General features: G+C 42.3%; 16 protein-coding genes and 10 tRNA genes. 21 read left to right on the plus strand and 5 right to left on the minus strand.

What is annotated here, in order from left to right; genetic code table 11:
• The first annotated feature begins 612 nt into the window (after nucleotides 1-612).
• The 10 genes from IMPJCBKJ_RS04230 (at nucleotide 613) to IMPJCBKJ_RS04275 (ending at nucleotide 2,004) form a co-directional block, all read left to right on the plus strand.
• Nucleotides 613-689, plus strand: a tRNA-Met gene (locus IMPJCBKJ_RS04230).
• Nucleotides 690-826: 137 nt separating this feature from the next.
• Nucleotides 827-911, plus strand: a tRNA-Leu gene (locus IMPJCBKJ_RS04235).
• Between the two features lie 36 nt (nucleotides 912-947).
• Nucleotides 948-1,022 (plus strand) — tRNA-Gln (locus IMPJCBKJ_RS04240).
• A 4-nt stretch (nucleotides 1,023-1,026) separates the two neighbouring features.
• Nucleotides 1,027-1,103 (plus strand) — tRNA-Met (locus IMPJCBKJ_RS04245).
• Nucleotides 1,104-1,266: 163 nt separating this feature from the next.
• Nucleotides 1,267-1,351 (plus strand) — tRNA-Leu (locus tag IMPJCBKJ_RS04250).
• A 40-nt stretch (nucleotides 1,352-1,391) separates the two neighbouring features.
• A tRNA-Gln gene (locus IMPJCBKJ_RS04255) sits at nucleotides 1,392-1,466 on the plus strand.
• Nucleotides 1,467-1,536: 70 nt separating this feature from the next.
• Nucleotides 1,537-1,621: transfer RNA gene (locus IMPJCBKJ_RS04260), tRNA-Leu, on the plus strand.
• Nucleotides 1,622-1,661: 40 nt separating this feature from the next.
• Nucleotides 1,662-1,736 (plus strand) — tRNA-Gln (locus IMPJCBKJ_RS04265).
• A 70-nt stretch (nucleotides 1,737-1,806) separates the two neighbouring features.
• Nucleotides 1,807-1,891: transfer RNA gene (locus IMPJCBKJ_RS04270), tRNA-Leu, on the plus strand.
• Between the two features lie 38 nt (nucleotides 1,892-1,929).
• Nucleotides 1,930-2,004 (plus strand) — tRNA-Gln (locus IMPJCBKJ_RS04275).
• A gap of 146 nt (nucleotides 2,005-2,150) precedes the next feature.
• Here IMPJCBKJ_RS04275 and IMPJCBKJ_RS04280 read toward each other — a convergent pair.
• On the minus strand, nucleotides 2,151-3,320 hold the full coding sequence (locus tag IMPJCBKJ_RS04280) for an FAD-dependent oxidoreductase (RefSeq protein WP_138602616.1): 1,170 nt from the start codon (nucleotides 3,318-3,320) through the stop codon (nucleotides 2,151-2,153).
• Nucleotides 3,321-3,578: 258 nt separating this feature from the next.
• Between IMPJCBKJ_RS04280 and miaB the strand changes: the two genes are divergently transcribed.
• Genes miaB through lnt form a run of 5 tightly spaced genes read left to right on the plus strand, consistent with a single transcriptional unit; the run spans nucleotide 3,579 to nucleotide 9,037 of the window.
• Nucleotides 3,579-5,024 (plus strand): tRNA (N6-isopentenyl adenosine(37)-C2)-methylthiotransferase MiaB, encoded by a 1,446-nt coding sequence (miaB, locus tag IMPJCBKJ_RS04285; protein WP_138602619.1) that lies wholly within the window; start codon nucleotides 3,579-3,581, stop codon nucleotides 5,022-5,024.
• Nucleotides 5,025-5,073: 49 nt separating this feature from the next.
• Nucleotides 5,074-6,126 carry a PhoH family protein gene (locus IMPJCBKJ_RS04290; RefSeq protein ID WP_054551658.1) on the plus strand — a complete coding sequence of 351 codons (1,053 nt, stop codon included), beginning with the start codon at nucleotides 5,074-5,076 and terminating at the stop codon, nucleotides 6,124-6,126.
• Complete coding sequence (ybeY, locus tag IMPJCBKJ_RS04295) at nucleotides 6,123-6,578, plus strand: rRNA maturation RNase YbeY (RefSeq protein WP_054561820.1); 456 nt, start codon at nucleotides 6,123-6,125, stop codon at nucleotides 6,576-6,578. The genes IMPJCBKJ_RS04290 and ybeY overlap by 4 nt, the downstream gene beginning before the upstream one ends.
• A 22-nt stretch (nucleotides 6,579-6,600) precedes the next feature.
• Nucleotides 6,601-7,485: a CNNM family magnesium/cobalt transport protein CorC gene (gene corC, locus IMPJCBKJ_RS04300; protein WP_054551660.1), complete on the plus strand. Its 885-nt coding sequence runs from the start codon at nucleotides 6,601-6,603 to the stop codon at nucleotides 7,483-7,485.
• Nucleotides 7,466-9,037 (plus strand): apolipoprotein N-acyltransferase, encoded by a 1,572-nt coding sequence (gene lnt / locus IMPJCBKJ_RS04305; RefSeq protein WP_171041556.1) that lies wholly within the window; start codon nucleotides 7,466-7,468, stop codon nucleotides 9,035-9,037. The genes corC and lnt overlap by 20 nt, the downstream gene beginning before the upstream one ends.
• A gap of 19 nt (nucleotides 9,038-9,056) precedes the next feature.
• Here lnt and IMPJCBKJ_RS04310 read toward each other — a convergent pair whose 3' ends face one another.
• The 4 genes from IMPJCBKJ_RS04310 to IMPJCBKJ_RS04325 form a co-directional block, all read right to left on the minus strand.
• A complete protein-coding gene (locus IMPJCBKJ_RS04310; RefSeq protein ID WP_138602623.1) occupies nucleotides 9,057-9,812 on the minus strand; it encodes a hypothetical protein in 756 nt (251 codons plus the stop codon).
• A gap of 103 nt (nucleotides 9,813-9,915) precedes the next feature.
• Nucleotides 9,916-10,392, minus strand: a complete 477-nt coding sequence (locus IMPJCBKJ_RS04315; protein ID WP_138602625.1) for an FKBP-type peptidyl-prolyl cis-trans isomerase — start codon at nucleotides 10,390-10,392, stop codon at nucleotides 9,916-9,918.
• Nucleotides 10,389-12,791: an ATP-binding protein gene (locus IMPJCBKJ_RS04320; RefSeq protein WP_138602628.1), complete on the minus strand. Its 2,403-nt coding sequence runs from the start codon at nucleotides 12,789-12,791 to the stop codon at nucleotides 10,389-10,391. The genes IMPJCBKJ_RS04315 and IMPJCBKJ_RS04320 overlap by 4 nt, the downstream gene beginning before the upstream one ends.
• Nucleotides 12,792-12,860: 69 nt before the next feature.
• Nucleotides 12,861-13,319, minus strand: a complete 459-nt coding sequence (locus IMPJCBKJ_RS04325; protein WP_054551664.1) for a zinc ribbon-containing protein — start codon at nucleotides 13,317-13,319, stop codon at nucleotides 12,861-12,863.
• Between the two features lie 186 nt (nucleotides 13,320-13,505).
• On the opposite strand from IMPJCBKJ_RS04325, the gene leuS reads away from it, so the two are divergent.
• Genes leuS through rlmH form a run of 6 tightly spaced genes read left to right on the plus strand, consistent with a single transcriptional unit; the run spans nucleotide 13,506 to nucleotide 19,144 of the window.
• Nucleotides 13,506-16,094 (plus strand): leucine--tRNA ligase, encoded by a 2,589-nt coding sequence (leuS, locus tag IMPJCBKJ_RS04330; protein WP_166338941.1) that lies wholly within the window; start codon nucleotides 13,506-13,508, stop codon nucleotides 16,092-16,094.
• 1 nt (nucleotide 16,095) lies between these two features.
• The gene (lptE, locus tag IMPJCBKJ_RS04335) at nucleotides 16,096-16,584 is read left to right on the plus strand and encodes an LPS assembly lipoprotein LptE (protein ID WP_138619639.1); all 489 of its coding nucleotides are present in this window, start codon (nucleotides 16,096-16,098) and stop codon (nucleotides 16,582-16,584) included.
• A complete protein-coding gene (gene holA, locus IMPJCBKJ_RS04340; protein ID WP_138602634.1) occupies nucleotides 16,584-17,624 on the plus strand; it encodes a DNA polymerase III subunit delta in 1,041 nt (346 codons plus the stop codon). Before lptE ends, holA begins: the two co-directional genes overlap by 1 nt.
• 12 nt (nucleotides 17,625-17,636) lie before the next feature.
• Nucleotides 17,637-18,272, plus strand: a complete 636-nt coding sequence (gene nadD, locus IMPJCBKJ_RS04345) for a nicotinate-nucleotide adenylyltransferase (RefSeq protein WP_166338943.1) — start codon at nucleotides 17,637-17,639, stop codon at nucleotides 18,270-18,272.
• A gap of 56 nt (nucleotides 18,273-18,328) precedes the next feature.
• Complete coding sequence (gene rsfS, locus IMPJCBKJ_RS04350; RefSeq protein WP_054551669.1) at nucleotides 18,329-18,646, plus strand: ribosome silencing factor; 318 nt, start codon at nucleotides 18,329-18,331, stop codon at nucleotides 18,644-18,646.
• A 27-nt stretch (nucleotides 18,647-18,673) separates the two neighbouring features.
• A complete protein-coding gene (gene rlmH / locus IMPJCBKJ_RS04355) occupies nucleotides 18,674-19,144 on the plus strand; it encodes a 23S rRNA (pseudouridine(1915)-N(3))-methyltransferase RlmH (protein ID WP_036967350.1) in 471 nt (156 codons plus the stop codon).
• The last annotated feature ends 6 nt before the right edge of the window (nucleotides 19,145-19,150 follow it).

Genomic DNA, 19,150 nt, shown 5'->3' on the forward strand with positions numbered 1-19,150 from the left:
AAAGGCTCGTTATTACGAGCCTTTTTTATTGTCTAAATATTACTAACCCTTCCTAAAACATCAAAGCATGGTGAGTAATACTTCTGCAGCCTTACCTCTGCTTGTTCTTTTTAGTGATGTACGGTGTTATTTATACTTAACAGTGAATCGTCGTCGAAAGCAAATGAGTGATAACAACAGTTAATTGAGGGGATTTCAAAGCTCGCTAGCAATTTTGCGACCTATTGACTGCTCGATTAGCAAATTGTGGGGATTTTAAAAGTAAAAATAAGCCCCCTTAGTGACAAAATAGCCTATAAAAATTCATTCGCTTTCGCTTTTTTATGTTTAAATCACCTAAAAGATCACGCTAACTAATTTTGAAACTTGATTTTTGTATGAAAATCAAGCAGCTTTAAATGTACGTTTTAAAACTCTTACGATGCGTTTGGGAATTAAACTCATAAATTGCAGTCAAAAAAACAGCAATTTAAATGAAATTTCGCCACTTAGCTTAATTTTAATGCAAACAAACACTGATAAGCATTTTTTTGCAAAAAAGGTGTTGACGGATTTAGGTCATATCAGCATAATACGCCCCGCACTCAGCGATGAAGTGCTAACAAAAAAGATGGCTAAGTAGCTCAGTTGGTTAGAGCACATCACTCATAATGATGGGGTCACAGGTTCAAATCCCGTCTTAGCCACCATTCTTTTTGTTGCTCAATGAAGAGTTTAAAATAACTACCAGTACTTTAAGTACGAATGATGCGGGAGTGGCGGAATTGGCCGATGTCTTGATTAAGACGCTGGATTTAGGTTCCCTTACTACGAACGCAAAAGGCATGCGGGAGTGGCGGAATTGGTAGACGCGCTGGATTTAGGTTCCAGTAACTTCGGTTGTGAGAGTTCAAGTCTCTCCTTCCGCACCATGTTCTTGATAAGAACTCAAACTATCAAGCTTTTGTTGGGATATCGCCAAGCGGTAAGGCAGCAGGTTTTGATCCTGCCATTCCCAGGTTCAAATCCTGGTATCCCAGCCACGATGGCTAAGTAGCTCAGTTGGTTAGAGCACATCACTCATAATGATGGGGTCACAGGTTCAAATCCCGTCTTAGCCACCATTCTTTATTAAGAATGGCTCTGCAGGAGTTAAAGCTGCGCTCAATGAAGAGTTTAAAATAACTACCAGTACTTTAAGTACGAATGATGCGGAGTAGCGGAATTGGCCGATGTCTTGATTAAGACGCTGGATTTAGGTTCCCTTACTACAAACGCAAAAAGTATGCGGGAGTGGCGGAATTGGTAGACGCGCTGGATTTAGGTTCCAGTAACTTCGGTTGTGAGAGTTCAAGTCTCTCCTTCCGCACCATGTTCTTGATAAGAACCAAAACTATCAAATTATTCTTTGTTGGGATATCGCCAAGCGGTAAGGCAGCAGGTTTTGATCCTGCCATTCCCAGGTTCAAATCCTGGTATCCCAGCCACTTTCTCAAAGTGTCAAAGAATGCTCAATGAAGAGTCTAAAATAACTACCAGTACATTAGTACGAATGATGCGGGAGTGGCGGAATTGGTAGACGCGCTGGATTTAGGTTCCAGTAACTTCGGTTGTGAGAGTTCAAGTCTCTCCTTCCGCACCATGTTCTTGATAAGAACTCAAACTATCAAATTATTCTTTGTTGGGATATCGCCAAGCGGTAAGGCAGCAGGTTTTGATCCTGCCATTCCCAGGTTCAAATCCTGGTATCCCAGCCACTTTCTCAAAGTGATAAAGAATACTCAATGAAGAGTCTAAAATAACTACCAGTACATTAGTACAAATGATGCGGGAGTGGCGGAATTGGTAGACGCGCTGGATTTAGGTTCCAGTAACTTCGGTTGTGAGAGTTCAAGTCTCTCCTTCCGCACCATGTTCTTAAGTAGAACTAAAACTCTTCAAGTTTAGCGTTGGGATATCGCCAAGCGGTAAGGCAGCAGGTTTTGATCCTGCCATTCCCAGGTTCAAATCCTGGTATCCCAGCCAACTACTTACTACCCTTTCAAGTTTCAAGTTTCAAGTTTCAAGTTTCAAGTTTCTCCAAAGTATATTCGGTAATTTTTAGCGTAAAAAAAACGGGCTAATTTTCATTACCCCGCTTCTTTGTATTTAGTACGATTATTTTTATACGTTCAACTTAATGTCCCGCTAATCGCATACTTTAAAACCCAGTTCTTTGCAGGGCCTGTGTTATTAGCAAGCTTTAAAAACTTACTGCGCACCCAGCTCAGTGGTTTAATCTCGTTTGAAAAACCAAAGTAACATGCATCCATCATGCTCATCATCAGTAAATTAGCGTGGCGGCGTTTTTTCTCGTAGCGTTTTAATAACGCTTGCTGACCAACATCAGGTTGATCTGCCAAAATATCTGCCAGTGCTACAACATCTTGAAAGCCTAGGTTCACACCTTGCCCAGCAAGCGGGTTAATTGTGTGCGCCGAATCACCCACTAAAACTAAACGTCCGTGCGAGTAATCATTGGCATGTTGGCGTGCAAGTGGAAAAACAGCATGCTCAAGTAATTCAAAGTCGCCCGGTAGTTCAGGAAAATGTTCAATGAGTTTTGCTTTAAGTTGCTCATTCGACAACTTTTGCCACTGCTTTAAAACCGCAGCATCGTGATAACAAATTAAATTAGCATAAGGCGCCTGCATCGGTAGAAACGCTACAGGGCCGGTTGGCGTAAATTGTTGCCACGTTTTTACCTGCTGTGGGGCATCTAATTTGATTAACACGCCCATGCAATGCTGGCCATATTGCCAACCCGTTACACCTAAACCAGCTTTAGTTCGCAATTGTGACTGTCCACCATCTGCAGCAACAACTAAATCAGCGGTATATTGAGTATCGCCATAATGTAAGGTGATTGAATCAGCCGATTGAGTAATATCCGTAATGGCTGATAGTTGCTCTATCACTTCGATGTTGTACTTGGCGAATTGCTGCCAAAGACTTGCTTGAATTAAATTATTTTCGATTAAATGACCTAAATGCGTTTCGCCTATCTCATGGCTATCAAACAATAAATTCTCGCCTTGTTGCTGATAGGCCTCTAATTGTTGATAAGGTGCGATACGATTTTGTCTTAGTAACGGCATTGCACCAAGCTCATCAAGTAAATTCTCTGAAAAACGATTAATAGCCGAAATGCGAATATCTACCTTACCTGAGCTTAAAATGTGATCAGCATCGATAAGGTGCTTTTCAATAACGGTGACATCCCTACCCTGCTTGGCCAGTTTTACAGCAGTAGCAGCACCTACCATGCCGCCACCGACAACAATTACCTTATTTTTATTCATTTAATATTCGCTCGTTTGGCTATTTAAATACGGGATAAATTGTAACGTAATTCAATATTGCGTGTCAGTGCATTTACCGCTTATGAATTTCAAAACAGTGACTTGTTTGATTTCACACCACAAAGATAAAAACTATACTTGGATCTGTGCGGGTATCCAGCTAAAATACGCGTCCTTTAAGTCGGCATACTTGCCACTTAATCCTGTTTCTAACACATTTTTGTGTCACTACCGAATTGAAAACGAGGCTATATTTCAATGAGTAAAAAGCTGCATATTAAAACCTGGGGTTGTCAGATGAACGAGTACGACTCTCAGAAAATGGCTGATCTACTAGATGCGACTAACGGCTATCAGTTAACTGAAGAAGCTGAAGACGCTGACGTGATCTTACTCAATACCTGTTCAATCCGTGAAAAGGCACAAGAGAAAGTATTCCATCAGCTAGGCCGTTGGAAACTATTAAAAGACGACAAACCAGAGTTAATCATTGGTGTTGGTGGCTGTGTTGCATCGCAAGAAGGTGATTCAATTCGTCAACGTGCACCGTTTGTTGATGTAATCTTTGGCCCGCAAACATTACACCGCTTACCAGAAATGATTAAGCAAGTGCAAAGTGGTGACAGCAGCTCGGTAGTTGACGTTTCATTCCCTGAGATTGAAAAGTTCGACCGTTTACCTGAGCCAAAAGCGGAAGGCCCTACTGCGTTTGTATCAATTATGGAAGGTTGCTCTAAATACTGTACATTCTGCGTAGTACCTTACACGCGTGGTGAAGAAGTAAGCCGCCCACTTGATGACGTATTACTTGAAGTTGCCCAACTTGCAGAGCAAGGTGTTCGCGAAGTAAACCTACTTGGTCAAAACGTAAATGCGTATCGTGGTGAAACTCATGACGGTGAAATTTGTTACTTCTCTGACTTACTACGTTATGTCGCTGCGATTGACGGTATTGACCGCATTCGTTATACCACATCGCACCCTGTAGAATTTACGCCAGATATCATTGATGCGTACGCAGACGTACCTGAGCTTGTTGACCACCTACACTTACCAGTGCAAAGTGGTTCAGACCGTGTTCTTAACCTTATGAAACGTGGTCACACTGCACTCGAGTACAAATCTACGATTCGTAAGTTACGTAAAATTCGCCCTAACCTAAGCATGTCTTCAGACTTCATCATTGGTTTCCCAGGCGAAAGCAAAGCAGACTTTGAAGCAACTATGAACCTTATCAATGACATTGGTTTTGATATGAGCTTTAGCTTCATCTACAGTGCGCGCCCTGGTACGCCTGCTGCTGATTTACCAGATGACGTAACAGAGCAAGAGAAAAAAGAACGTTTATACATTCTGCAAAACCGTATCACGCAAATGGCGCAGCAAATCAGCCGCCAAATGTTTGATACCGAACAGCGTATCCTAGTTGAAGGTCCTTCTAAGAAGAACCCAATGGAATTACGTGGCCGTACTGAGAACAACCGAGTGGTTAACTTTGAAGGCCCTCACTCAGTGATCGGTCAATTCGTTGATGTACGTATTACAGAAGCATTGCCAAACTCTTTACGTGGTGAACTAATTCGTACAGAATCAGAAATGAACTTACGTCGTGATGTGGCACCTTCAGCTATTTTAAGTAAAGCTGCTGAAGCTGAGGCCGCTGCGGCCCCTAACGAAATTGGCGTTGCTACTTTCGTACCTTAGGGTGACACTTGGTGCAGGCACAGCCTGCACCCATCAATAGGAAGCAATTTTGAGTAATCAGTTAAAAACATTAGAGATTTATTTAGAACCCGCCGACAACAAACGCCTTTCATCTTTATGTGGTCCGTTTGACGAAAACATTAAGCAAATTGAACGCCGCCTTGGTGTTGAGATTGCACACCGTGATAATTTCTTCAGAGTAACCGGTAAACTGCACCTTGCAGCAGCGGCTGTTGAGATACTAAAAAACCTCTATATTGAAACTCAACCTATTCGCGGCCTGATTGGCGAGATTGAACCTGAAGCCGTACATTTGGCAATTAGCGAATCAAATGCGCTTGAGCAAGATGAAAACCCAGGTGTATATGGCAAAGACATGGTGATTAAAACTCGCCGTGGCGTTATTAAACCGCGCAATGATAATCAAGGCGTGTATGTTGCAAATATTTTGCACCACGATATTACCTTTGGTATTGGCCCAGCCGGTACAGGTAAAACTTATTTAGCGGTTGCTGCAGCCGTTGATGCCTTAGAGCGTCAAGAAATTCGCCGTATTTTATTAACTCGACCTGCGGTTGAAGCTGGTGAAAAACTAGGCTTTTTACCAGGTGACTTAAGCCAAAAAATCGACCCGTATTTACGCCCTCTATACGATGCATTATTTGAAATGCTGGGTTTTGAGCGTGTAGAAAAGCTAATTGAGAAAAACGTGATTGAAGTCGCGCCCCTTGCTTACATGCGTGGTCGTACGCTAAATGACGCGTTTATTATTCTCGATGAAAGCCAAAACACCACAGCAGAACAAATGAAAATGTTCTTAACCCGTATTGGTTTTAATTCAAAAGCGGTGATTACGGGTGATATTACTCAAGTCGATTTACCGCGCGGTGCCCGCTCAGGCCTACGTCATGCCATCGAAGTATTAAACGGTGTCGATGAAATTAGCTTTAACTTCTTCCAATCACACGATGTGGTTCGCCATCCGGTTGTTGCTCGTATCGTTGAAGCTTATGAGCGAAACGATGAAGCAGAACGTTTAAAACGTGCAGAGAAACAACGTGCGAAAGAAGCGCAAGCAAACCAACAAGAAGCAAACTCGTGACCGAATTAGATTTACAAATAGCCTGTGAGTTTGACGACTTACCAAGCTTTGAACAATTCCAGCTATGGGCTGACAAAGCCCTTAGCAACTACCGTGAAGATGCAGAGCTGACTATAGTGGTAAGCGATGAAGCACAAAGCCAGCAGCTCAACAATGATTACCGTGGCAAAGATAAACCGACTAATGTCTTATCTTTTCCATTTGAAGCACCACCGGGCATTGAGTTACCTTTAGTAGGTGATTTAATCATTTGTCCGGCTATTGTTTTAGCCGAATCAATTGAGCAAGAAAAAACCTTTCACGACCATTTTGCCCATATGGTTATCCATGGATGCTTGCATTTACTTGGATTTGACCATATAAAGGACGAAGATGCACTTGAAATGGAAAGCATAGAAAAGCAATTACTTGCCGATCTGAACATCGCTGACCCATATCGAGACGATATTTAAATTAACGGAGCAATTAGACGCAATGAGCGACGACAACTCGCAAACTAGCCAGGGTTCTTCTGGCAAAACGTGGCTGGGCCGCATAGCCCAAATGTTGCAAGGGGAACCCCAGAATAGAGAAGAGCTGGTAGAAGTAATTGCCGATGCGCAAGAACGCGACCTTATCGACCCTGAAACCAAGGATATGATTGAAGGGGTGCTAGGTGTATCAGAGCTGAAAGTGCGGGACATCATGATCCCACGCTCGCAAATGGTAACCTTAGAGGTTGATACACCATTAGAAGAGCTATTACCTATGATGGTTGATTCAACACATTCACGTTTTCCTGTGGTATGTGAAGACAAAGACCATGTTGAAGGTATTTTATTAGCAAAAGATTTATTACCACTGATCATCAACAAAGATGAGCAACTGCCTTCTTTACGTGAATATTTGCGTCCTGCAGTTGTAGTGCCTGAAAGTAAACGTGTAGACACGCTGCTTAATGAGTTCCGTCAACAACGTTACCACATGGCGATTGTTATTGATGAGTATGGTGGTGTGTCTGGTCTTGTCACTATCGAAGATATCCTTGAAATCATCGTGGGTGAAATCGAAGACGAGCACGATGAAAGTGAAGACCTACAAGATATTCGCCAAGTTGCAAAGCACGTTTACGCTGTGCAAGCGCTGACTGAAGTTGATGACTTTAATGAGTATTTTAAAACCGGTTACAGCACCTCAGATGCTGACACCATAGGTGGTATTGTTTTACATGCATTTGGCCACATGCCAAGCCGTGGTGAAACAATCGAGGTAGAAGGCTTACAATTTAAAGTCACTAACGCAGACAACCGCCGTATCTTACAATTGCAAGTCACCATTCCAAAGGCTGATGATAACGACAGTGAAGAAACTGCTAACTAACCTAAGTCACCTTGCGAAAGATAAAAAAGCCTGGCTCGCACTTGTTGCGGGCCTCTTTTTAACCTTAAGTTACGCACCCTATAACCTATGGTTTATAACTTTTCTTTCCCTTGGTGCTCTACTCTACTGCATTAACCCTCTCGCAAACGGTAAATTAGCCGCTAAACAAAGTGCTAAATATGGCTTTTTATTTGGTTTAGGTTGGTTTGGTGCAGGTATAAGCTGGGTGCATGTATCAATAGCGACCTTTGGTGGCATGCCATTAATCGCATCAATTTCGTTAATGGTGCTGCTTTGTGCTTATTTAGCCCTTTACCCTGCATTAGCTACATGGCTGGCAACACGCCTTGCTAAAGGCCCATATAGCTTTATATGTTGGTTCCTCGCCGCTATCGCAACCACAGAATACTTACGTGGCACATTGCTAACAGGCTTTCCGTGGCTGAGCTTTGGTTACACGCAAACAGACAGCCCACTTAATTTTTTAGCCCCGGTAATTGGCGAGTTTGGGATTACGCTTGTATGTATGTTAATTGCGTTTGCTTTATATCGCCTAGCAAATAAAGATGGTAAACCTCTTATCGCCTCTGTAGCTCTATTAGCTGGCTTAAATGCGATTGCAAGCAGCAGCCAGCTACACTACCAAGATAAAACCATTAAAACTGTACTGGTGCAGGGTAATATTAAACAGCACCTTCGCTTTGAGCCGTCTGAGTTTTGGACGACTATGAGCAAATACCAAGATATGACTCGCCTGCATTGGAATGCTGATTTAATTGTTTGGCCAGAAGCTGCTGTGCCTGAGCTTGAAGCATTATCAACCGAGTATTTAACAGGCCTTGATAGTGCTGCAACGTTTAATGACACCGCACTTATTACCGGTATCGTTGATTACCAATACGACACACGTAACATTTTTAATACGCTAATTGTGCTGGGTAAAAAAGAACACAATGACAGTGAAGGTCATTATCAGTATTTAGGTAAAAACCGCTACCAAAAGCATCAGTTATTACCTATTGGTGAATTTGTGCCATTTCAGGACTTCTTGCGCCCAATTGCGCCACTGTTTGATTTGCCTATGTCATCCTTCACTCGCGGTGATGAAGTGCAAAACAATTTACGCGCTAATGGCTTAAATATCTTGCCGGCTATTTGCTATGAAATTGCCTTTGCCGACTTAGTTCGTGGTAATTATCGCAGTGACTCCGACATTTTATTCACGGTGAGTAACGATGCATGGTTCGGTGACTCACATGGCCCGCATCAGCACATGCAAATAGCGCGTATGCGCGCCCTAGAGTTACAGCGCCCACTAATTCGCGTGACCAACAATGGTATTAGCGCCGTTTACGACCCTATCGCTAAATCACAATTAGCTATGCCACAATTTAAAGCGGATGTACTTGAGGCCAATATCACGTTAATTAAAGGCGATAGCATTTATAGCCAATATGGCAATTGGCCAGTGTGGGCGGTGGTGATACTACTCAGTGCTGTTGGTGTGCTTGTAATAATTAAGTCTAATCAGCAGGTACCGTATCCCAAATAAAATACGATACCTGCTATTACTAATACGAAGGGAAACAGGTTATCTGGCTTTTTAGATCATCTTTATCACCTGTAAAAGTCACTCTACATGTGTATTTTTTAGCTCTAGCGTAATTAACTATTGCACTATTAATTTTTTCTGTTCTTTCCCAATAATTTAAATCATTTCCCCTTTCAATTTCAAATACCAAAACATTGTTGTTTAACCTCAAAACAACGACTTCAGGCATATCTTCGCAACCCGATGCAGTTATTTCACAGAGAGACATTGCAATTCCATTTCTAGAATTAACAATAAACTTTAAGGGGCTTTCACTCTTTTTCTGATTTTTTGCGAGATTATAGACTTCATCAACAGTGCGGGTACCTGCTGCATTCACCACCCCTTCAATAAACTTATTGGCTAAGCTAGAACGTGCAGTCATTGACTCTCTAACCATAGGTACAGAGTGAGTGCTAAAATCGAAGTCGGGATCAGGGGCCAAGTTCTTGGAGTGTGCAACATTACAACCAGAACAAGGGGCACCACTTTGAACATATATGTAGTTTTGTTTCGAAAGTGTTGAAACAACATAATCATAAAATACATCTATTGGCTCCAAGTCGTTAGAGATCATAAATGTATAATTTATCTCGCCCGAAGAGGATTCAGATGCGGAAACTTGTATCTCCTCACCATATCTATTTTCGAAGAAAAAAACCAATTTTTCGCTTCCAAACACTGTCATTGGAAATGCTAAAAAATAAGAGCAAACAATTAAAACCCGGACAATCATTTTAAATCCTTTTTGTGTAATTATCAGGAACTAAACGATATCAAGTAGCCGAACTGAAAACAAGTTGTGAACGTTAACTCTAAAAAAGCAGTACAAATATTCTTTAAGATTCTACAGTTATCAGCTCTACATCAAATATAAGTAGCGAGCCTGCTGGAATGCTGCCGACGCGTTTACGGCCGTAAGCAAGCTGAGGCGGGATATAAAAGGTAAATTTATCTCCTTCGCTCATGAGTTGTAAGCCTTCGGTCCAGCCTGCAATGACTTGGTTTAGACCAAAGCTAATTGGTGAGTTTCTTACCACTGAACTGTCAAAAACACTGCCATCCATAAGCGTACCGTGATAGTGAACCTTTACTTTACTGGTTGCACTTGGCTTTGTGTCATTACCTGAACTTTGCTCAATTTTGTATTGCAGCCCAGATGCGGTTTCATGAACATCATCGGCTTTACTGTTATTCGCTAAAAAGTCCGCAGCGAGTTTTTCATTTTCAAGGGCTTGTAGCTTCGCCTTTTTGCTGTTTTTAAAGATTAAAAAACAAAAAATACCAATGATCAGTAAAAGTATTAAATTAATCATTCTGCGTCCTTCTCATCATCATTGTCGCCATTTACGATATCTGCAATATTGGCAAGCCTTGCTAAGGCTAGCGCGTTAATAGAGCCTTCAGGGTAACCTTCTGCGGTCATTTCACCTGCGTCTTTATCCATTAATAAGCTGAGAGCTTGATCAACCGTTTCAACGGCATAAATATTAAAGCGCCCTTTTTCAACGGCATCGAGTACTTCGTCATCAAGCACTAAATTAACTTGGTTTGATTTAGGAATAATCACCCCTTGCTCACCGGTTAAGCCTCGCATTTTGCAAAGTTTGAAGAAGCCTTCTATTTTCTCGTTTACGCCACCAATTGATTGCACATCACCATGCTGGTTAATTGACCCTGTCAGTGCAATAGATTGGCTAATAGGTAAGTTCGTAATGGCTGATATAAGCGCGCACAGCTCTGCTAATGAGGCGCTATCACCGTCGATGTAGCCATAGCTTTGCTCTATTGCGATATTGGCACTGAGCGTTAGGCTAAATTGCTGAGCATACTTATTACCTAAGTAACCGGTTAACAGCATCACCCCTTTTGAGTGAATGGCTTTACCCAGCTCGGCTTCACGTTCAACGTCAATTACGCCATCTGCACCTGCGTATACAGTGGCTGTTATGCGTGCAGGTGTACCAAATGAGGTATCGCCAATGTGCAGCACAGTTAAGCCATTTACTTTGCCCACTGCGTGACCTTCGGTTGCAATTAAAATTTGCCCTTCTTTGATATCACTCAGCATAGTTTCTGAAATTTGCCCTGTGCGGTATTGCTTACCAACAATGGCTTCATCTATGTGATGAGCATCAATCACGGTTTGGCCATCTTGTTTGGCATAAAAACTGGCTTCTGCCACTAACTCTAATACATCTGCAAAGCGAGCTGAGAGCTTGTTATGGTGCTCAGCTTGGCGATAACTAAACTTTAATAATCTTGCCATTGCAGCTTCATTTACGGTGCAATTAAGTGTTTGCTGACAATATTCAGTTACCTTGGTAATGAACTGATATTGCAGTTTATCGCTACTTGGTAAGTAATAATCAAAGTCAGCAAGGACACGGAATAGCTCTGCAAACTCTTCGTCATATTCACCTATGGTGTAATAAAGGTCGCGAGAGCCTAGCAGCACTATTTTTACATCAAGAGGAATAAGCTGCGGACGTAACGTAAAGCTACTTCCCACAGAGCTGTCTTGATAAGGTAAGTCGTTTTTGATTTGATGCGTTTTTAGAGAAAGCTTAAGGCCATCCCACACTTGTGGGTTCGCCATGACTTTTTCAGCATCCATAATCAAATAGCCACCATTAGCACGGTGCAGTGCACCTGGCTGAATTGAACGGTAACTGGTGATAAGCGAGCCTTGTGAGGTCGCATATTCAATTTTGCCGAAAATATTGCCAAAGGTCGGGTTTGGCTCATACACCACAGGGGCTGCATCGTCCTCTTTGTATTCGACTAGAATATTTGGCGCAAAGAAGTCTGTGAGCATCCCTTTACGGTCAAAGTCTTCTTTATTTTCGTCGTTTTCATCATCGTCGAGCCATTCAAGTACCGCATCAATGATTTCTTCACGAATATCTTTTAAATAACGCAACACACCGATGTGCGTCGCGTATTTATGTTCAAGGGCTTTAATGAGTGGCTTAGTGGCAAGCTCAGCAGTTGATTTTTTAAGGTTACGCAGTTTTTCAGATGACTCTCGTTTCCAACGAGGAAGCTCAATTAATGCTTCGATTAACGCATCTTCAAGCTTTTCGATAACCTCATAAAATTCGATACGCAATGGCTCATCAAGGGCTGAAAATTCACTGTCGCTCAATTGTTTACCATTCACTAAAGGCGCAAATCCCACAACACCATTTTCTTCAATCAGTGCCACACTTTGCTCAAGAGCTGCAATTTCAACAGCAGTAATTGCCGCATCGTAAGTATCGGTAAACTCACGGTCGATTGATTTTTTCTTGCGTTGATAACCCGGGTTATCAAAAGCTGCTGGGAATGTATCGAGTACTTCGTCGATAAATGAATCTATATCGTCAGCTAACTGCTTTGATTGACCTGCTTGCATGAATAACGCGATTGGCTCGCGGTGGTCATCATAGTTGTTAACATACAACCACTCATTAGGCGTTGGGCGGTCTTTTGAATGGGCTGTGAGTTTGTCTTTTACTAAGGTGTAACGACCATGAGCCGCTTCACCCATCACATAAACATTGTAACCCGGTAATTCCATTCCGAGTGAAAAGTCGAGGGCACTTTGTGCACGTTGTTGACCAATAAATGGCAACGCTTCTGGATATGGGTTTTGCATACAAGTCGCAACATGACTTGCGGCAATCTTAGGCGCTAACGCAGAAATAGGTAGAGGGATTAGTTTTTTTGTCATTCTAACTTCTTATTTCCCAGTCTTGACTGGGCATTATAGGTAACGCCCAGCACAAGCCTGCGTCACTGATTAAGGTTGTAATGCCTTACGGCGAAAATAAATACCGCCACATTCAGTACAAGGAGTAATTTGCGTAGCATGGTAAACATCGTAACTATGCTGACAATTTTTACATACTAATGTGCCCATGGCTATCCATTCTCCTTCCTGATAAACACCATTGTGTTGAAAATCTTGGTTTAAGGCCTGCCATTCGAGCTGAGTTTTATCTTCAATGTGCGATAACTCGTACCAAAGCGACTCTTTAAGCTCGAGCCATGCGAGTGAATCATAGTGACTGTCGTTTTCTTTGATGTGGTCGATATCGCGTTGTAGATAGTCACGATACTGATTGAGCTTTTCTTGCCCTAAGTCTTTAAGTGCCTGCTCTGATTCAACAAATTTTTCCATTGCATCTTTTAGCTCATGATCTTTTACGTCTTTGAGCCATGCACTTAAATCGCTCAACCAAGATTTATAATCTGCCATCGTTTACTCCTTCAAAAATGATGAAAAATCAACCGTTATTCTAGTTGAGTATAGGTTAACCTGCCCTGAAAATATATTTCCTTGGAAAATTAACAAAAGCGCCTATTTGCCGCTGTGATTAGCATGTATTTTGGGTTATCCTTATCGACAATTTTTTATTAATTTGCAAGAAGTCTGGAATCGTAGATGCAAGAGCAATATAACCCGCAAGACATTGAGTCAAAAGTACAAGCCTACTGGGAAGAAAACCAAGTATTTAAAGTCACTGAAGATGAGAGCAAAGAAAAGTATTACTGTCTATCTATGTTCCCATACCCAAGCGGCCGACTCCACATGGGTCACGTTCGTAACTACACCATTGGTGACGTAGTATCACGCTTCCAACGCTTGCAAGGCAAAAACGTAATGCAACCTATGGGTTGGGATGCGTTTGGTCTACCTGCTGAAAATGCGGCAATCAAAAATAACACTGCCCCTGCTAAGTGGACTTACGAAAACATCGATTACATGCGCGACCAGTTAAAGCAATTAGGCTTTGGTTACGACTGGGATCGTGAAATCGCAACATGTCACCCAGAATACTACAAGTGGGAACAGTGGTTCTTCACTAAGCTTTACGAAAAAGGCTTAGTATACAAAAAGATGTCAACAGTAAACTGGGATCCAGTTGACCAAACTGTACTTGCTAACGAACAAGTTATTGATGGTCGTGGTTGGCGTTCAGGTGCAATTGTTGAGCAAAAAGAAATTCCACAATGGTTCATCAAAATCACTGATTACGCACAAGAGCTACTAGACGATTTAGATAAACTTGATCACTGGCCTGAGCAAGTTAAAACCATGCAGCGCAACTGGATTGGTCGCTCTGAAGGTTTAGAAATCGAATTTAAGCGTGCAGATAACGAAGATACATTCAGTGTTTATACAACGCGCCCAGATACCTTCATGGGTGTGACGTATGTAGCGGTTGCTGCCGGTCACCCAATTGCACAAGAAGCCGCTAAAAACAGCGACGCTGTAGCTATGTTTGTTGATGAGTGTAAAAACACGAAAATCGCTGAAGCAGACATGGCAACCATGGACAAAAAAGGCATTGCAACTGGCTTTTATGCTATTCATCCATTAACAGGTAAGCAAGTACCAATTTGGGTCGCTAACTTCGTATTAATGGATTACGGCTCAGGCGCTGTTATGGCTGTTCCTGCGCACGACCAACGTGACTACGAGTTTGCAACAGCGTATGGCCTTGAGATTGCTCAAGTTATCGCGCCAGCTGCAGGTTCTGAAGAAACGGTTGATTTAGACAACCAAGCTTACACAGAAAAAGGCGTGTTAGTTAACTCGGGTGAGTTCGATGGCCTTGAATTTGAAGCAGCGTTTAATGCCGTTGCAGACAAACTAGAAGCGCTGGGTGTAGGTGAGCGTAAAGTTAATTTCCGTCTACGTGACTGGGGTGTTAGCCGTCAGCGTTACTGGGGCTCTCCAATCCCAATGCTTAGCGACGAAAATGGTGATGAGCTTGCAGCAACAGAAGACATGCTTCCGGTTCGCTTACCAGAAGACGTAGTAATGAATGGTGTGACTTCACCAATCAAAGCTGATCCTGAGTGGGCTAAAACAACAGTAAATGGCGCGCCTGCATTCCACGAAACAGATACCTTCGATACCTTCATGGAATCGTCTTGGTACTACGCTCGTTACTGTAGCCCACGTTTTGACGAAGGCATGATCGAGCCAGGTGCTGCCAATTACTGGTTACCAGTAAACCAATACATTGGTGGTATTGAGCATGCAATCTTGCACTTACTTTACTCGCGTTTCTTCCACAAACTATTACGTGACTTTGGTTTAGTAAACTCAGATGAGCCATTTGAGCGCTTATTATGTCAAGGCATGGTACTAGCTGATACTTTCTATCGTAAAGATGAGAAAGGCGGTGATATCTGGATTTCACCAACAGACGTACAAACTGAAACAGACGACAAAGGTCGTGTTGTTAAAGCATGGCACAAAGAAGATGGCGAGCCGGTATTCTCTGCGGGCATGAGCAAAATGTCGAAATCGAAAAACAACGGTATCGACCCACAACAAGTTATCGCCCAGTACGGTGCAGATACAGTTCGTTTATTCATGATGTTTACAGCACCACCAGAGCAAACTCTTGAATGGTCTGATTCAGGTGTTGAAGGTGCAATGCGTTTCTTAAAACGTATTTGGAAATACGCTGTTGATGTAGAAACAGTAGGCTACCAAGCGCTTGATAAATCAGCATTAAACAACGACCAAAAAGTACTTCGCCGTGAACTTCATAAAGCAATTGCAAAAGTGACTGATGACGTTGAGCGTCGTCAAACATTCAACACTGCAATCGCTGCAATCATGGAAATTTCGAACAAGTTACTTAAAGCTCCACTTGCTGATAAACAAGATGTGGCAATTGCTAACGAGGCACTAGAAGCATTACTTATCATGCTTGCACCTATCACACCGCACATGTGTCACCAGTTATGGCAAGACCTTGGCAAAGAAGGCGACATCTTAGATGCAGCATGGCCAACAGTTGATGAGTCAGCACTTGTTGAAGATGAGAAGCTAATCATTGTACAAGTTAACGGTAAGCTACGTGCTAAGTTAACAGTGCCTGCAGATGCAACCAAAGAGCAAGTTGAAGCATTAGCATTTGCTGAAGAAAACGTGACTAAGTTCACTGAAGGCGCGACTATCCGTAAAGTAATTTACGTACCTGGCAAACTACTTAACGTGGTTGCTAACTAAGATGGCAGCGCTTCACGCACTGAAAAACGGACTAGCCCTTGCGCTAGTCTGTTTACTGCTGACAAGTTGTGGCTTTCACTTAAAGAAAGCCTCTAACTTACCTGACGACTTGAAAGTACTCACCCTTGTTGGTGATGATGAAAAGTCAGCCTTATTCGAATTAGTCGAAAAAGAACTGATTGCGAGTAAAGTTGAGCTTAACCAAGTTGGTAAACACCCTGAGTTAAAGATTCATAAAGACCGCTTAGAGCGTCAAATTTTGTCATTATTTGATAATGGTCAGGTTGCTGAATATGAACTTGCCTATAGCGTAAGCTATACCCTCAAGCGCCCTGGACAAAAAGCGATTAATCAAAGCTTTGAATTGTATCGTAACTACCAAGACGACCCAGACAATGCCCTTGCAAAAGCAAAAGAGCTTGATTTGCTATTAAGCGAAATTCGTAAGCAAGCGAGTCGTCGTATTGTTCGTGAGCTATCACAACTGTAATGCGTTGTTATGCAAACCAGCTTCCTAGCCAGTTAAAAAAAGGCCTCGCGCCTTTTTACATGGTGTTTGGTGAAGAGCCTTACCAAATTGCTCAGTGCATCATGCAAATTCGTCAAGTAGCTAAACAGCAAGGCTTTGACGAGGTAATCAAATTTACCTTAATGCCGGGTTTTGATTGGCAAGAAATTGTTGCTCAATATCAAAGTATGTCACTGTTCAGCGCTCGTACCTTAATTGAGTTTGATTTAAACGAGCAAAAACCTGGTGCGCAAGGCAGCCAAATCTTTAAGCAGCTTGTTGAGCTTGCTAACCCCGATACTATTTTGGTTTTAAAAGGCGCCAAAGCCAGCCAAGATATTCAACGCAGTGCTTGGTTTAAAGCCCTCGATAAGCAAGGCTTATTTGTTCCTTGTTACCCATTAACAGGTAATCACCTGAGCCGCTGGTTAGATGAGCAATGCTACCGTTTAAACTTAAACCTTCATAACAACGCGAAACAAAGCTTAATTGATGCCACAGAAGGAAATTTACTTGCCTGTCATCAAGAGTTAGAAAAGCTATCTTTGCTTTATGGTAGTGAGCTAATTGACCAACAAGCTGTGATGCAAGGGCTACTAAATCAGTCAAAATTTGATATTTTTGATTTGAGTGATGCTTTATTAAATGGCCACGCCGAACAAGCGGTTAAAGTAATGACTAAACTGGCTGCCGATAACACTGAAGCCATGAGTATTTTTTGGGCCATCAATAAAGAAGCAGCTAACTTACTGGCTATGCAACACGGGCGCTTGAATGGTGCCAATATGGCTGATTTATACAAAAAGTATAATATTTGGAAAAACCAACAAGCTGTTGTACAACAGGCCTTAAATCGCTTGAACATCCAAGTACTCGAACAAATTACCAAACAATTAGCTCAGTTTGATGCCGCATATAAACAAGGCAACCTTGTAGCCCCCTACCAAGCATTAATGCAAATATGCTTAGTATTTTGCCAACCTGTGGCGATACCTTTACCTTGCCACCCGGTCTTTGACTAAGAGTAACAATTCATGATTGCTATTTTTGGTGGCACCTTTGATCCAATTCACTTAGGTCATATTAATATGGCCCAGCAGTGTGTTCAGCAGTGCCAACTCGATACCCTTTACTTCATGCCTTGTGCTATTCCTGCTCATAAAGCCAAGCCAGGAATAAGTTATGAGCATCGTATAAACATGCTAAAACTTGCGATTGACGACAATCCGCATTTTGCTATCGATTACCGCGAACTAAACCGAGAAGGTGCGTCTTATTCTTTGCTGAGTTTAGAAGAGCTTCGTGCAGAAAACCCAGCAGCGCCGATTATGTTTTTAATCGGCATGGACTCATTCAATAGCCTAGATAAATGGTTTAAATGGCAAGAAATTGTCAAACTTTGTCATATTGTGGTGTACCAGCGTCCGGGGCAGCACTGCCAAGTATCTGGTGAACTTGCAGCTTATAAAGAGAATGCCGTAACAGAGCAACTTAGCCAGCTACAACAAGCCCCTGCAGGTAAGTTATTCTTTTTAAATGGCTTACAAGTTAATGCCGCCTCAAGCGAAATAAGAAAAAAGCTGCATTTAAATAATGATATAGCGGAACTTTTACCTACCAATGTAAGTCACTATATTGCGCAGCATCATCTTTACCAAACAGATGAATAAATACTGCCTGCGTGATAAAATAACAAATTAAGATTATTTATTTTTGAGAAAACACTTTGGATTCTAAACAACTACTCGCATTTGCCCTTGATAAAGTCGACGATATGAAAGCCCGTGATGTGGTACAGCTTGATGTTCGTGGTAAGTCTGACATTACTGATTACATGTTAGTGTGCTCAGGTAACTCTAAACGCCATGTACAATCTATTGCTGATCATGTTGCTAAAGAAGCACGCCATGCTGGTGAAGAACCTCTCGGTTACGAAGGCCAAAACGAAGGTGAATGGGTGCTTGTAGACCTAGGTGATGTGGTTGTGCATGTTATGCAAGACCAAACTCGCGACTTCTATGATCTAGAGAAACTTTGGGGCTAACCCTTAGCAAGGACATAGGTAACCATTTTGAAAATACAATTGATTGCTGTTGGCACCAAAATGCCAGCATGGGTTGAAACCGGATTCACAGAATATCAACGTCGCTTCCCGCGTGATATGCCCCTTGAGCTAATTGAAATCCCCGCAGGTAAACGTGGTAAAAATGCGGATATCAAACGTATTTTACAACTTGAAGGCGAAAAGACCCTAGCTGCGATCCCTAAAGGTAACCGCATTGTAACGCTAGAGGTGACCGGTAAACCAATGGATACCCATCAGCTGGCAAAAAGTATGGAAAAGTGGCAGCTTGATGGTCGCGATGTTAGCTTATTGATTGGTGGACCAGAAGGCTTAGCACCTGAGTGTATTGCAGCGTCTGAGCAAAAGTGGTCATTATCAAACCTGACACTACCGCACCCGCTAGTGCGCATCATTGTTGCAGAAAGCCTATACCGAGGCTGGAGCTTGAATAACAACCACCCTTATCATCGCGAGTAGTAAAGC

Source organism: Pseudoalteromonas sp. MB47, assembly GCF_011319765.1.
Taxonomy (GTDB): domain Bacteria; phylum Pseudomonadota; class Gammaproteobacteria; order Enterobacterales; family Alteromonadaceae; genus Pseudoalteromonas; species Pseudoalteromonas simplex.